This is a genomic window from Parasalinivibrio latis, assembly GCF_036825535.1.
GTDB classification, from domain to species: domain Bacteria; phylum Pseudomonadota; class Gammaproteobacteria; order Enterobacterales; family Vibrionaceae; genus Parasalinivibrio; species Parasalinivibrio latis.
Genome location: NZ_CP098812.1, coordinates 1,165,362 through 1,178,620, shown reverse-complemented (window position 1 = coordinate 1,178,620; position 13,259 = coordinate 1,165,362). Strand labels below are relative to the sequence as shown.

The 13,259-nt window shown below is 48.6% G+C and carries 13 protein-coding genes and 1 tRNA gene; 9 read left to right on the top strand and 5 right to left on the bottom strand.

What is annotated here, in order from left to right; genetic code table 11:
- The first annotated feature begins 74 nt into the window (after nucleotides 1-74).
- The 4 genes from NF212_RS05705 (at nucleotide 75) to NF212_RS05690 (ending at nucleotide 2,975) form a co-directional block, all read left to right on the top strand.
- The gene (locus NF212_RS05705; RefSeq protein WP_434359616.1) at nucleotides 75-803 is read left to right on the top strand and encodes a nucleoside recognition domain-containing protein; all 729 of its coding nucleotides are present in this window, start codon (nucleotides 75-77) and stop codon (nucleotides 801-803) included.
- Nucleotides 803-1,264 (top strand): YjiG family protein, encoded by a 462-nt coding sequence (locus tag NF212_RS05700; protein ID WP_054676234.1) that lies wholly within the window; start codon nucleotides 803-805, stop codon nucleotides 1,262-1,264. Before NF212_RS05705 ends, NF212_RS05700 begins: the two co-directional genes overlap by 1 nt.
- 66 nt (nucleotides 1,265-1,330) lie before the next feature.
- Nucleotides 1,331-2,455 (top strand): M20 family metallopeptidase, encoded by a 1,125-nt coding sequence (locus NF212_RS05695; RefSeq protein ID WP_434359613.1) that lies wholly within the window; start codon nucleotides 1,331-1,333, stop codon nucleotides 2,453-2,455.
- A 169-nt stretch (nucleotides 2,456-2,624) separates the two neighbouring features.
- On the top strand, nucleotides 2,625-2,975 hold the full coding sequence (locus NF212_RS05690) for a putative quinol monooxygenase (RefSeq protein WP_434359611.1): 351 nt from the start codon (nucleotides 2,625-2,627) through the stop codon (nucleotides 2,973-2,975).
- A 60-nt stretch (nucleotides 2,976-3,035) separates the two neighbouring features.
- Here the strand turns inward: NF212_RS05690 and NF212_RS05685 are convergent, their stop codons facing one another.
- The 3 genes from NF212_RS05685 to NF212_RS05675 form a co-directional block, all read right to left on the bottom strand.
- Entirely contained in the window at nucleotides 3,036-4,436 is a 1,401-nt protein-coding gene (locus tag NF212_RS05685) for a TRAP transporter large permease (RefSeq protein ID WP_434359609.1), read from the bottom strand.
- The gene (locus NF212_RS05680) at nucleotides 4,433-4,996 is read right to left on the bottom strand and encodes a TRAP transporter small permease (protein WP_434359607.1); all 564 of its coding nucleotides are present in this window, start codon (nucleotides 4,994-4,996) and stop codon (nucleotides 4,433-4,435) included. Before NF212_RS05680 ends, NF212_RS05685 begins: the two co-directional genes overlap by 4 nt.
- 131 nt (nucleotides 4,997-5,127) lie before the next feature.
- The gene (locus tag NF212_RS05675; protein WP_434359605.1) at nucleotides 5,128-6,114 is read right to left on the bottom strand and encodes a TRAP transporter substrate-binding protein; all 987 of its coding nucleotides are present in this window, start codon (nucleotides 6,112-6,114) and stop codon (nucleotides 5,128-5,130) included.
- 418 nt (nucleotides 6,115-6,532) lie between these two features.
- On the opposite strand from NF212_RS05675, the gene NF212_RS05670 reads away from it, so the two are divergent.
- Nucleotides 6,533-8,035, top strand: a complete 1,503-nt coding sequence (locus tag NF212_RS05670) for a M4 family metallopeptidase (protein WP_434359603.1) — start codon at nucleotides 6,533-6,535, stop codon at nucleotides 8,033-8,035.
- Between the two features lie 46 nt (nucleotides 8,036-8,081).
- Here NF212_RS05670 and yejK read toward each other — a convergent pair whose 3' ends face one another.
- Nucleotides 8,082-9,092: a nucleoid-associated protein YejK gene (gene yejK / locus NF212_RS05665; protein WP_434359601.1), complete on the bottom strand. Its 1,011-nt coding sequence runs from the start codon at nucleotides 9,090-9,092 to the stop codon at nucleotides 8,082-8,084.
- 77 nt (nucleotides 9,093-9,169) lie between these two features.
- Between yejK and NF212_RS05660 the strand changes: the two genes are divergently transcribed.
- From NF212_RS05660 to NF212_RS05650, 3 genes are all read left to right on the top strand, one after another.
- Nucleotides 9,170-9,388 carry a DUF1414 domain-containing protein gene (locus NF212_RS05660; protein ID WP_054676242.1) on the top strand — a complete coding sequence of 73 codons (219 nt, stop codon included), beginning with the start codon at nucleotides 9,170-9,172 and terminating at the stop codon, nucleotides 9,386-9,388.
- Between the two features lie 61 nt (nucleotides 9,389-9,449).
- Nucleotides 9,450-11,327: a DUF3413 domain-containing protein gene (locus NF212_RS05655; RefSeq protein ID WP_434359599.1), complete on the top strand. Its 1,878-nt coding sequence runs from the start codon at nucleotides 9,450-9,452 to the stop codon at nucleotides 11,325-11,327.
- A 130-nt stretch (nucleotides 11,328-11,457) separates the two neighbouring features.
- Nucleotides 11,458-11,534 (top strand) — tRNA-Pro (locus NF212_RS05650).
- Between the two features lie 172 nt (nucleotides 11,535-11,706).
- Here NF212_RS05650 and NF212_RS05645 read toward each other — a convergent pair.
- The gene (locus NF212_RS05645) at nucleotides 11,707-11,970 is read right to left on the bottom strand and encodes a hypothetical protein (protein ID WP_434359597.1); all 264 of its coding nucleotides are present in this window, start codon (nucleotides 11,968-11,970) and stop codon (nucleotides 11,707-11,709) included.
- Nucleotides 11,971-12,456: 486 nt separating this feature from the next.
- On the opposite strand from NF212_RS05645, the gene NF212_RS05640 reads away from it, so the two are divergent.
- Nucleotides 12,457-13,215, top strand: a complete 759-nt coding sequence (locus tag NF212_RS05640; RefSeq protein WP_434360839.1) for a sulfite exporter TauE/SafE family protein — start codon at nucleotides 12,457-12,459, stop codon at nucleotides 13,213-13,215.
- Nucleotides 13,216-13,259 lie beyond the last annotated feature (44 nt).

Genomic DNA, 13,259 nt, shown 5'->3' with positions numbered 1-13,259 from the left:
ACCCCGGTCAATTTTTCACATTTACGAATAAGCACAATCAAGCTGTTCAAATAATTTCACTTTGAGGGTACAACATGTCGCAACCTGCGAATCAGGATCGCAAAGTTACCGTTGGCTGCTATATTGCGCTGGCGTTTGCGGTTATTTTCTTCTCCGGCCTGCTGCAGTCCAACCAGTGGTACGGCATCTTTGACTTCACCACACTGAACGGCTCATTCGGTAGTGTCGTCTACTCTGTAAATGAAACTGCCGATGGTATCCAGACGGCTTCCACCTCTCTGCGCGGTAAAGGCGGCAGCGGTGCTCGTGACGGTTTCCTGTTTGCTCTGACCCTGATTCCTACCGTGATGTTTGCCCTGGGTATGATTAACGTTCTTGAGCACTACGGTGCACTGGATGCAGCCCGCAAACTGCTGACCCCTCTTCTGCGTCCGGTACTGAATATTCCGGGTAACACCGGCCTTGCACTGATTGCCTCCCTGCAAAGTACGGATGCCGGTGCAGCAATGACCCGCCAGCTTAAAGACGAAGGTCACCTGACCAAGCGCGAAGCCGACATCTTTACCATGTTCCAGTTCTCTGCAGGCGCGACCATCGTTAACTTCTTCTCTTCAGGTGCGGTACTGTTCACCCTGACGCTGGTTGACGGCTCTCTGGCTGTCACTTCTTCTATCGGTCTGGCTGTTGCCGTGATGTTTGTCTTTAAGTTCGTGGGTGCAAACCTGTTCCGCGTATACCTGAACATCACTGAAGGCAAAGAAGACAAAGCTGAAAACGCTGTACTGACCGAGGAGAAAGCATAATGAGCGTAGCCAAGAAGCCTATGGTGACTGACATCTTCGTAGAAGGTGCCAAAAAAGGCTGGAATATTGCCACCATGTCTACCGTGCCAAACGTTCTGATGGCGTTTGTTATCATCAAGGCACTGCAAATCACTGGTGCACTGGATGCTATGGGCACCCTGTTCTCCCCTATCATGGCAGTGTTCGGCGTACCGGGTGAGGCTGCTGCGGTTCTTATCGGCGCGTGGATGTCGATGGGTGGCGCTGTTGGCGTGGTTATCAGCCTGTTCGACCAGGGCATCCTGAACGGTGAGCACATTGCGATCCTGGCCCCTGCCATCTACCTGATGGGCTCTCAGGTACAGTACCTGGGCCGAATCCTTGGTCCTATCGGCACAGAAGGCCGTTACATCCCAATCATGATTCTTATTTCAGTGATCAACGCGCTGGGCTCAATGCTGGTGATGAACATCCTGGTGTAATGCATTCAATACCGCCGGTTACCTGTTACCCGGCGGCGTTTTCCCACAAGGAAACCTGGAGTTGCTATGAATTTTTCCCTTAACGCTTACCTTGAAGAACTACGTCCACTGATTGACGTAGACTGCGGCACACTGACTGTGGAAGGTATTGAAACCGTTGCTGGCTTGATGGCTGCCAAGTACGAAGAAATGGGCGGCTGGAACGTCAAGCGCATCGACTGCGGCAAAGCCGGCACCGGACTCGAAGTTCGCAACAAGCCTGAATCAGACGTTATTGATGTGATGATCATCGGCCATATGGACACCGTATTCCCGGTTGGCACGGTTGCCAAGCGTCCTATGACCCATGATGAAAACCGCGCATACGGCCCGGGTGTCTCTGACATGAAATCCGGTCTGCTGAATGTGGTTTACACCATGCGTAACCTAAACCAGAGTGTTCTGGATAAGCTTTCAATCTGCATCTGCATGAACCCGGATGAAGAAATCGGCTCTCTGAATTCTGAAGCGTGGTTGAAGTCTGTTGCCAAGTCTGCCCGTCACGTATTGGTTGCAGAAGCAGCCCGTGCAGACGGCTCCCTGGTGAAAGCCCGTAAAGGTATGGCTCGCTACAAAATGACCTACCACGGCAAGGCCGCCCATGCGGGTAACGATCCTCAAAACGGACGCAGCGCCATTACTGAAATGGCAAACTGGATTCTGGCAATCAATGAGATGACCAATTTCGAATCCGGTACCACGCTGAACGTGGGTGTGGTGAAAGGTGGTGATGGCGCAAACATCGTCCCTGACCATGCAGAAGCGGTTGTTGACGTAAGATTCTGGGACAACAACGAATACGCAGATGTAGACACAAAAATCCGCGCACTGGCAGAAAAGCCATTTGTCGACGGCGTGAATGTTACTCTGGACCGTGAAGCCCATAAACCGGCTATGGTACCTTCAGAAAAAACTGAGGCACTGATGGCAATGGTTGAAGATTGCGGCAAGGAAATCGGTATCGATATTACCTGGCAGGCTGTAGGTGGTGGTTCTGACGCAAACCTGACAGCTGTTCTGGGTATTCCTACCCTGGATGGTTTTGGCCCGGCAGGTGCCGGTTTCCACAGTGCAGATGAATATCTGGAGCTCAATACCATTGAGCCTCGCATCAAACTGCTGATGGGTGTCCTGACCCGCATCGCAGCGTAAATATAACGTTCAACTTCGCTTAGTTCCCCGCTCCAACAAAAGAGGCCGTAGAAATACAGCCTCTTTTTTCTAAATTAGTATTTAGTGAAGAACTGTTCAGACCAACTGCCCCGCCAACCACATGTAACCTAACACCTTGTTTTAAAAGAAAATATAAAATAGGTTTCACATGTCTAAAAAAGTTTATTGTATTGCTCAGTTCCAACCTAAACCCGGCAGGGAACAAGAGCTTTTTTCCGCACTGCAAGCGCTTGAACCGAACACACTGAGGGAAGACGGTTGCCAGCAGTACACTGTCACCCGGCAAATCGTAAGCCCGTTTGCGGAAGGAACGTCGTTCCCGATTGTCTTTAACGAGATATGGTCTGACATGGCAGCATTTGAGGCACACTGCCAAAGGCAGGAAATACAGTTTTTCTTTGAAACACACTGCCAGGCCGAATCCGGGGCCGCTGCAGATTGGAACGTCTGTGTCTATTCTGATGAGCCGGAAGGTTACGACGCACCAAACCTGGCATAAGTTTGCAGGGAAGAGAAAAAACGGAGGTGTCACCACCTCCGTTTTGTTTTTCCATCCTGGTTATTTATAGCCCCGCAGGGAATCGAGGTACTCTGGCAAGAACAGGGAAATCTGTGGAATGTAAGTGATCAGTATCAGGAAGATCAGCAACAGACCAAGCCAAGGCAGTGCCGCCCGAATCGCCCACCCCATGCTTTCTCCGGTAATTCCGGCTGTCACAAACAGGTTAAGACCGACCGGCGGCGTCAACATCCCTATTTCCATGTTAACCACCATGATGATCCCCAGGTGGATCGGGTCGATACCCAGCTGTACAGCAATCGGGAACAGGATAGGTGCCATAATCAGCAGAATGGCAGACGGCTCCATAAAGTTACCGGCTATTAGCAGCAGAATATTCACCACAATCAGGAAGCCCCAGGCAGGCAACCCCCAGGAAACAATGGTTTCAGCAATCACATGAGGGATGCGCTCAGTCGTCAGCACGTGAGCGAACAACATGGCATTGGCAATAATAAACAGCAGCATAATGCTGACTTTTGCCGCATCTTTGACAACATGTGCGACTTCTTTATCGAAGGCACTGCGTACCATGACCATCGGCAGACTGAATGCATTTCGCAAAATGGCCGCCCCCGTCGATTCCCCCTCGTTACGCCATGGCACGCCTTTCAGCGGGCCGATATCACGGTAACCCCAAACACTCACCAGCCACGCATACACCGCGGCGACTGACGCAGCCTCTGTCGGGCTTGCGACACCGCCGTAGATTGAACCAAGTACAATAACGATCAGCATCAATCCGCCCAACGCACGGCTGCCCGAGGAAATTAAGGCACCGAACCCGGGGAACGGCTGGGAAGGCAAGCCCTTAATCCGGGCAACAATATAGATGGCCAGCATCAGGATTCCGCCCATCATCAGGCCCGGTATAAAACCGGCCATAAACATGCGAGAGGCAGAGACCTCGGTTGCCGCCGCATAAACCAGCATCACGATGGACGGCGGAATGAGGATGCCAAGCGTGCCGGCATTGGCAATAACACCCGCAGCCAATGCTTTCGGATAGCCGGCTTTCACCATTCCCACGATAACAATCGAGCCGATTGCCGCTACTGTTGCCGGGGATGACCCTGATACCGCAGCAAACAGCATGCATGCCATTACCGATGCCATTGCCAGGCCACCACGAATGTGTCCTACAGAATCAATAGCAAAATTAATCAGGCGCTTTGCTACACCACCGGTAGAAAGGAAAGCAGAAGAAAGAATAAAAAATGGGATTGCCAGCAATGTGTAATGCTCACTGGTTGCCTCAAACAACTTAAGTGAAATAGATGCCAGTGAATCGTTTGAAAAAAGAAGAATTGTTGAAACACTGGAGAGACCCAGTGCTATTGCTACCGGCATGCCCATTAGCATGCAAAGGAACAGTAGCCCAAATAATACAGCGATGGTCATTTCTGCTGCTCCTTGTTGTTATCCAATCCGGTACCCTCAATCGCTTCTTCCGCCAGGTGCATGCTCTCTTTTGCTTCATCTGCAAAACCAAAGCCCAGACGTTCCCCTTTGATCACCTGATAACCCAGTGTCAGGATCCGAAGCGCTAAAAGAGCAAAACCGATCAACAGGCAGCTCATTGCCTTCCATTTCTCTACAGGAAGATCTTCCATCTCGATGCCAATCAGATGCATTTTCGAAAGGTAAACCCAGCTCCCGTAAAGGAACAGACCACAGTAGACAAGACACATTGCCAGTGCAGCCAGCGTCACCACTTTATGTGTATTCTCTGGCAACTTTTTAACGAAGGCATCGACACCAATGTGCGCACCTTCACGCACTCCCCAGGAAGCGCCGATTAGCACCAGCCAGGCCGACATATACAGGGTCACTTCCTGTGCCCAGAACAACCCGGTGTTAAATACAAATCTCAGCACCACCTCAATGAAAACCAGCAATGTCATGGCAACCAACAGGATGCCAATGGCGGTCTCCTCGAACCTGTGGAGAAACTTAACCATCTTTTCCTCCTTGAAAAAAAGCCCGGGACAAGCCCGGGCCGTCTACCAGGGCGATCTAACATCGCCTGGGATTCAGTGGCGCGGAAATAGAGATAAACACGCCAAATCCTAAAACCAATTGGTGTTACATATTACTGGTTAGCTTGAACCGCTGCGTCAATCAGCTCTGCACCGATTTCACCTTCAAACTGTTTCCAAACCGGCTTCATCGCCTCGACCCACTGTTGGCGTTCAGCATCGGTCAATGTCAGCACTTCGCTGCGGCCAGACTCGATGATCGCCTGTTTGTCCGCCATGGCCTTATCGTTCGCAACTTTGTTTCCATAAACGATGGCTTCATCAAGCGCAGACTTCACTCCGTCACGCACGTCATCTGGCAACGTCAGCCAAAACTCAGCAGACGTTACGACTAGGTAATCCAGCACACCGTGGTTGGATTCAGTGATGTAGGGCTGAACTTCAAAGAACTTCTTGGAGTAGATATTTGACCAGGTATTTTCCTGACCATCGATAGCTTTGGTTTGCAGCAATGTGAAAACTTCAGAGAAAGGTTTTTTTAACGGTACAGCTTCAAGTGCTTCAAACTGCGCAGCCAGAACATCAGAACTCATGATACGGAACTTCTTGCCGTCAGCATCTGCGGGGGTACGCAACGGGTCGTTCGCAGAGAGTTGCTTCATACCATTGTGAAGGTAACCCAGACCCATCAGCCCTTTTTTCTTGAGAGAACCCAGCAGTTCTTGGCCGGCAGGGCCGTTTTGAAAACGTTCGACTGCATCCATATCTTTAAACAGGAATGGCAAATCGAACAACTGGAGTGATTTTGTGTACTTGTTGAACTTGGACAAAGAAGGAGCGGCCAACTCCACATCGCCCAGCAACATTGCTTCAAGAACTTTATTGTCACCGAACAGCTGTGAATTCGGGTACACCTTAACCACTGCCTTATCAGGCATACGCTCTGCGACCAATTCCTTGAATTTGATAGCCATTTGTCCTTTTGGCGTATTCTCGGCAACAACGTGCGAGAATTTAATTTCAACCGGGGCCGCATTGGCAACACCAGCAACGCCCAGAGCAAGCATCATGCCTGTGAGAGATGTCTTCAGACCTTTCATTTCTCTACCTCATTCCGTGGTTTTATTGGTTAGCAACATGTAAGGAACGCCTAAATGTGTAACCCATAAATCACATTTGATTAACACGTTTTTCTGAATGTTTCGGAGAGAAGAAAAGAAACGGGATCTTGGATTTCTGAAATGGGTACGCATCTACCCATTAGGAGAAAGCACGCCCGGAGAAAGGCTTATAACATTGGTTCCAGCAAAAGTTTACTGATCCCTTCGGGTAGTAATACGGCATTAGCAAATTGCACCGTCGAACTTTACAGGTTACCCATATTATTTTCTGTTTTACTGCATATTTTGGAATATAGCTCCAAATTACCCCCAACTCGTCCCCTCCAGCTCAACATATTTAATCGCGAGCTAAAATTGAACAATACCTGCAACAATTTTCTCAGTTTCGAGGCCTGCCATGAAAAAGTTTGCTCTATGCTCGCTGGCAATACTGCTGGCTCACAGTTACGCTTATGCCGCACCTGTTTCCATCACCACTGGTAATAACATCTCGGTTACAGATGCTGTTGCACTAAATGGGAAACATGGATTCAACCACAAAGCATCGTTCACCACTGCCAATAACAATAAAAAAAGCAAGTTGGTTCAAATGTTTAGTGGTGTGAAGGTGTATGGGCACCATGTGGTTGTTGAGTACGGCGAAAGCCAGCAAATTATCAGTGGGAATGCCCTCAATATTCCTGAAAATTTTTCGGTTACCCCTGCAATAAGCCCGGGGCAGGCAATGGTCTATCTCAGTGGTTTTTATAAAGGCATACCTGCCGGACATAAGGACATTGAACTGGTGATAGCAGAGAGTGGAGGCAATCCCGTATTGGCTTACCGCGTCTCGTACCTTAGCAGTAACCGGGGTGTTTTATCCCGCCCCGCAGGCCTTATCAACGCCTCTAATGGAGATGTTATCCGGCATTGGGATGAACTGATGACAGCCAAACCAGATGGTAAAGGCAAACCGGGAGGTGGGGGAGACAGCGGTGGTGGCGGCACACCTTCCCCTTACCTTGCTACCGGCCCTGGGGGCAATGAAAAAATCGGGCGGTACTACTATGGCACCGATTTCCCGGAAATCAGTGTTACTGAATCGGGCGGTACATGTTCTTTAGAAAACGAAAATGTCCGTACCCTCGATATGAACCATAAGACCCGCCGCGGCTCAGTACACACTTTCTCCTGCCCTGAAAATACCTACAAACAGATCAATGGCGGCTATTCACCAGCTAACGATGCACAATTTTTCGGTGGTGTTATTTTCAATATGTACAAAGACTGGTACAACACTGCCCCGCTCACCTTCCAGCTCACGATGCAAGTTCACTACGGCAGGAATGTAGACAATGCATACTGGGACGGTCGAGCCATGTCTTTCGGTGATGGCGCCAGTTACTTCTATCCATTAGTCAGTCTGGACGTTGCATCCCACGAAGTAAGCCATGGATTCACAGAGCAAAATTCCGGTCTCGAATACCGCGAACAATCCGGGGGAATCAACGAATCATTCTCTGACATTGCAGGAGAAGCCGCTGAATATTACATGCGCGGCGTCAATGACTGGATGGTCGGATACGACATTATGAAAAGTGCCGGAGCCCTCAGGTATATGGATGATCCTACGCGTGATGGAAGATCAATCGGCCATGCTTCCAATTTCGTTTCTGGAATGGGCGTCCACTATTCTTCAGGCGTATTTAACCGGGCATTCTATATTCTCGCAAATTCTTCGGGTTGGAATACAAAACTTGCGTTTGACACCTTCTTCCGCGCCAACCAGATTTATTGGACACCAACGTCTGGATTCAACTCAGCCGCCTGTGGTGTAGAGCAGGCTGCGGTAGATTTGGGGTACAACGTTGTTGATGTTACTGCGGCGTTTTCAACGGTTGGGGTCACTTGCGGGAATTAGGGAAAAGCTGAAAAACAGGGGCAGCACCCTGCCCCTGTTTTCAATTTTATTCACTCGTCAGCCGGCGCTGCAATTGGTCACGCAAGTTTGGTGGCGTACCTTTAATCGTCAGCGTATCGGTTTCTGGATCGTAGTAGACCCGCTCACCAAGCAACATACTGTCAAAGTTGATTGAAATGCCACCACCAGAACCGACAAACTTTGTCAGTTTCCGTACTGTAGTCCGGTCAGCCGGGAACGACTCTTCCAGCTCATAGCCTTGCTCAGAGGCAAAACTGTAAAAATTCGAACCATCGTCAGATGCTGGCAGCTCTCCAGACAGTTCGCGAACTTCAATTTCTTCACCTGATTGGATCTGGCCATTGCAATAGTCAAAGACTTTCTTGCGGTATTCCTGCTTCTCTTCTTTGTCGAGGCGCGAGTCGGCGCAATAGTCTTCCACCGCCTGCATCAAAACTAGATTTTGCTGCTTGGTATCCAGGCCTACTTCTGCCTGGAGGAAATCAAGGAAGAAATCCGCCACCTTACGGCCAACACGGCCTTTGATAAATGTCAGGTAACGCTTGTTGTCCGGCTCAGTTTCCCAGGACGACAAATCAATACGGGCTGCAATATCCATGGTTGCGACATCAAGGTAATCGGTATTGCTGACATCAAGCTGGTCAGTCACCTTCATACTTTGTTTTGACTGCAGCAGCCCGATGAACAGGTAATCGCTCGCAAGGGAACGGTACTCAGCAAGGACAAGGATGCCAGCTTCTGCAAAAGGATACTTGCTCAGTTCACTCTTGAGCTTTTCTGCCGTCTTGGCAGAAAAAGAGTGGAAGTCCAGTTCACCTTTACGGTTTTCACGAAGCCATTGGGCAAATTCGCTGTCTTCTGCGAAATGGCCAAACCCTTTGGCGTTCTTGCTGTTGTAAACCCGGTGCAGTTCAGCGACCAGATTTTCTGTGGATTGCGTATGCTCAAGCAGCTCATCACGAAGGTGAACGGCGAGCGTTTCATCGTCAGCTCTGGAAAGCTGATGCAAAATCACATTGGAAAGCGAGAGGCTCATAATTGAAAACATTTTCCGTCGCAGTAGAGAGTGGGTTATTATAAGCCGTTTGTAGTCACCTAAAACAAGCTAATCCTATGCCTGTAACGTCTAAATATTCCGACCAGCAATTTGAACAAATTCTCACCGACATGGTCGAAGTTCTTGAAAAACACCACACTTCTACCGATTTATCGCTTATGATTGTGGGTAACCTTGCCACTAATATCATTAACAGTGATATTCCAGCACCACAACGCAAGGAGATCGCAGAGAAGTTTGCACAGGCTCTGGTTAAGTCAGTAAGCGCAAACTAACCTCAATGCGGTTAAATATCAGGGTACGGGTAACGACAACGAGCAAAAAGACTGCGCCTTTATGGTAGAAAGCGGAAACACATATAGAGACAAGGTCTCGAACCTGATTAGCTGGGGCCATTGGTTCAGCTTCTTTAATATTATTGCTGCCATGTTGTTGGGTACCCGTTATCTGACATTTTCCGGCTTACCGGAAACGGCGCTGGGCAAAACCTATATGCTGGTCAACTGGATTGGCCATTTCGGCTTTCTGGTTTTCGCTATCTATATCCTGATAATCTTCCCAGCCAGCTTTATCATTCCTTCCCAGCGGTTGATGCGGCTGTTTGCCGTTTTAGTTGCTACCAGCGGGATGACACTTCTCTTGCTGGATATTTATGCCTTTGAGGTTTTGCATCTCCACCTGACGCCTTTAGTCTGGGAGTTGCTGCTCAGTGGCGAAAAAACAGATATGAATGCCAAATGGCAGTATCTGTTTGTCGTAGTGCCCATTATTTTCCTTCTGGAAATGGTTCTTTCGGAATGGGTATGGCGAAAGCTCCGTAAGCTCTCTCGTAAGCGCGTTGGTGGACCAATTGCGCTTGTTTTCGGTATCGCCTTTATCAGCAGCCACCTGATCCACATTTGGGCCGATGCTTTCATCTACAGCCCAATTACCTCCCAGCGTTCAACCTTACCGCTTTCATATCCAATGACGGCCAAAACGCTGATGGAGAAATACGGCTTGCTTGACCGCGATGAATATCAGCGTCGTCGGGAACAGGCTCAGGCCAACCAGGAAATGATGCGCTACCCTATCGTTCCGCTGGAATACTCAAAAACCAACGAGAACAAGTATAACGTCCTGATGATAATGGTTAACGGCCTTCGAGCTGATATGGTATCGCCCATAACCATGCCTCAGTTGAACGCATTCGCTTCATCAAATGTAAATTTCACCCGCCACTACAGCTCCGGTAATGATGGCATGGCAGGTGTGTTTGGTTTGTTCTACGGTTTGCCCGGCGGCTATGCCAAGAGTGCCCGAACTGAAAACCTGCGACCGGTGATGATCAGTTCACTGGAAAAACAGGACTACAACTTCGGGCTGTTCAGTGCCAGCGGGTTTGATAACCCTATTTACCGCGAAACCATATTTGGTCCTGCCGCGGCAGTCAAAAAGGCACTTCCTGATTCTGCCTGGCAATCCGACCAGACCCAAATTGCAGATTTCGAAGCCTGGGAAAAAGAACAGACGTCTCCTTGGTTCAGTTTTGTAGAGCTGGATACCGTCGCGAATTACGAGCAGGAAACTGATTACAGCAAACCTTTCCAGCCATCTCTCAGCAGTAAAATGCAGGGCGTGAACAAACAGGCTTCACTGGTGCTGAAAAACAGTTATAACAACGCGGCTTATAACGTCGACAAACTGTTAGGTGATCTGTTTGAAAACCTTCGCCAAAGCGGTGAAATGGATAAAACCGTTGTAATTGTTACCAGTAACCACGGTATGGAGTTTAACGAAAGCGGGAATAACCACTGGGGTGCAAACAGTGCCTACAGTGATTACCAGCTTCGGGTTCCTATGGTAATTCACTGGCCGGGCCAAAAGCCGCAACGTATTTCAGCACTGACCAGCCACCTGGATCTGGCACCGACTTTGATGGAGTCTCTGCTTGGAGTAACGACGCCTTCCAAAGAGTACAGCAGTGGCAACAGCCTGTTTGATGTTGTACATAACCCCCAAACATGGGTTATGGCCGGAGACAGTCGTGATATTGTTGTGGTTCTAAATAAGCGCACCCTCGTTGTGGATAAGTTCGGTAACTACAAGGTTTATGACCATAACTACCAGCTTCTGCCAAATGCCAAGCCGCCCCTTTCAACATTGATGCAGGCACTGCACGAGCTGAAACGCTTCTACTATGCCGAAGAGCATGAGTTTGAAGTAGACAGTTAAATCCATGCAATTACACGCATTTGTTTTTGATCAGGCAGCGCACTCGCTGCCTGATTTTTGTTCAAACGATTGATCTTTGCCGCTTTTATATTTGACTTGAGGCAGGGTGCTTCGTAAGATTCTTGCAAGTCGGTCTGTAGCGCAGCCTGGTAGCGCACTGTCATGGGGTGTCAGGGGTCGCTGGTTCAAATCCAGTCAGACCGACCATCATTTTAGCCCGTAGCTCATAGAGTTACGGGCTTTTTCGTATCAGCGAGGTTTAATAGCACTTTCCTACAATTAAAGGGTGGAAAACTCTAGTTTGGACAGTTTCAAAATAGGAGTGGACAATGCTATGGTACGAAACAGATTTGTACTTTCAGATAGTTAGTGTTCTGAATTAAAAAACGACCAAGCCAGTTATCACTCCCAGAAGTGAAGCGAGTAAATTTATTTTCCAGAAGTGACGTATAATCCAGTCCATCCCAGAATCATTACAATCAAGCCTTCTCTCCGATTTGCCCTGTCCTTTAACCCAACGTTTTATCTCTTTCTCTGGAATATCAAAAATAATTGCCATTTCTTCTTCTGTGGTGTTTCCTTGTTGGATCGCTTTAATGACTATGGGCTTGAAATCTCGATAGTTTCCATCATTATTATTCATCGGTCATTCCCTGAGACTAACTGAATCACTGAGGCTGCAACTGTAAAAATGTAACCAGCAACTCAGGATGGCAATTTGATAACTTAGTATTATACAAAAGAGAATAGGCAACCAAACAAGCAAGGAAAATGAGTGAACTAACTCGCAATCCTAAGCGAAACAATTTGCTCAGTTCGCCCATTAGAGTATCAAATGAATCAATAGGTTAAGTTTGACTTATGTTTGATTTGGTCTGTGCGTCCTATAGCCCGGCCCATCCAGCCGGGCACCCCTACTAAGCCGTGTAGTCAAAAGTGGCTGAATCATCCAAGGCAAATTTGTTCCTCGAGCACCGGTTCAAATCCAGTCAGACCGACCATTAAATTTCTGAAGCGGGGCAATCATGCAAATGGTTGCCCCGTTTTGTATTTTGCCATTCCAGTCACACGACAATTCCCACCAAAGCCGATAAGCTTGGCGTTCAATATAAATTGGATGTTAGTACTCATGGAACTGAGTTTTGCCTTTGGCACCCTGCTGCTTTTCCTCGGATTTATTGCCGGTATTATTAATACTCTTGCCGGAGGGGGGTCAAACCTCACCATTCCAGCACTTATCATTTTAGGTATGCCTGCAGATGTGGCAAACGCCACCAACCGTGTCGGTGTTTTTATGCAAAGTGTGGCGGGTGTGTCCGGATTTCGAAAACATAACCGTCTTGCTACCGATGATTTAATACCCATAATGATTCCGACCGTGATCGGAGGCATCATAGGTGCAGGGGCTGCAGCCTGGTTGCCGTCCTCGATCATTAAACCTCTTTTGCTGGGCACCATGCTGACCATGGCACTGCTGATGGTGGTCAAGCCCGGCACCATAGCACCTGAGGGTGAAACAGAAGCATTGAAGGTGAGCCAGTCCAAGTATGGCTGGTGGGCACTGTTTCTGGCGGGGATATACGGAGGGTTTGTTCAAGCTGGGGTCGGCTTTGTGCTAATCGCTGCACTATGCGGCGCTCTGCGCTACGACCTGGTCCGGGGCAATGCACTAAAACTGTTATGCACCCTTATTTTCACGACGGTTTCTCTTGTCATCTTTATTATTGATGACCTCATTGTCTGGTTACCCGGTTTACTCCTTGCAGCGGGCTCCATGGTTGGCGCTAGGATAGCCGTAAAATTTGCAATAAACGCCAGTCCCAAAACCCTTCGATGGTTTCTTTTTGTGATGACTTTGGTTGGGGTTATCGCCGCTGCGCTACATTGATTTCACATCTAAGTAGTTTGCCTTTTTTTAATGATGACATGGAT

What these genes read in the sequence shown, in the direction of transcription:
- NF212_RS05690 (WP_434359611.1), top strand. Translation starts at nt 2,625, where the DNA reads ATGTCTAAAAAAGTTTATTGTATTGCTCAGTTCCAACCTAAACCCGGC.
- NF212_RS05645 (WP_434359597.1), bottom strand. Translation starts at nt 11,970, where the DNA reads ATGAATAATAATGATGGAAACTATCGAGATTTCAAGCCCATAGTCATT.
- NF212_RS05675 (WP_434359605.1), bottom strand. Translation starts at nt 6,114, where the DNA reads ATGAAAGGTCTGAAGACATCTCTCACAGGCATGATGCTTGCTCTGGGC.
- NF212_RS05670 (WP_434359603.1), top strand. Translation starts at nt 6,533, where the DNA reads ATGAAAAAGTTTGCTCTATGCTCGCTGGCAATACTGCTGGCTCACAGT.
- NF212_RS05655 (WP_434359599.1), top strand. Translation starts at nt 9,450, where the DNA reads ATGGTAGAAAGCGGAAACACATATAGAGACAAGGTCTCGAACCTGATT.
- NF212_RS05695 (WP_434359613.1), top strand. Translation starts at nt 1,331, where the DNA reads ATGAATTTTTCCCTTAACGCTTACCTTGAAGAACTACGTCCACTGATT.
- yejK (WP_434359601.1), bottom strand. Translation starts at nt 9,092, where the DNA reads ATGAGCCTCTCGCTTTCCAATGTGATTTTGCATCAGCTTTCCAGAGCT.
- NF212_RS05705 (WP_434359616.1), top strand. Translation starts at nt 75, where the DNA reads ATGTCGCAACCTGCGAATCAGGATCGCAAAGTTACCGTTGGCTGCTAT.
- NF212_RS05700 (WP_054676234.1), top strand. Translation starts at nt 803, where the DNA reads ATGAGCGTAGCCAAGAAGCCTATGGTGACTGACATCTTCGTAGAAGGT.
- NF212_RS05685 (WP_434359609.1), bottom strand. Translation starts at nt 4,436, where the DNA reads ATGACCATCGCTGTATTATTTGGGCTACTGTTCCTTTGCATGCTAATG.
- NF212_RS05680 (WP_434359607.1), bottom strand. Translation starts at nt 4,996, where the DNA reads ATGGTTAAGTTTCTCCACAGGTTCGAGGAGACCGCCATTGGCATCCTG.
- NF212_RS05640 (WP_434360839.1), top strand. Translation starts at nt 12,457, where the DNA reads ATGGAACTGAGTTTTGCCTTTGGCACCCTGCTGCTTTTCCTCGGATTT.
- NF212_RS05660 (WP_054676242.1), top strand. Translation starts at nt 9,170, where the DNA reads ATGCCTGTAACGTCTAAATATTCCGACCAGCAATTTGAACAAATTCTC.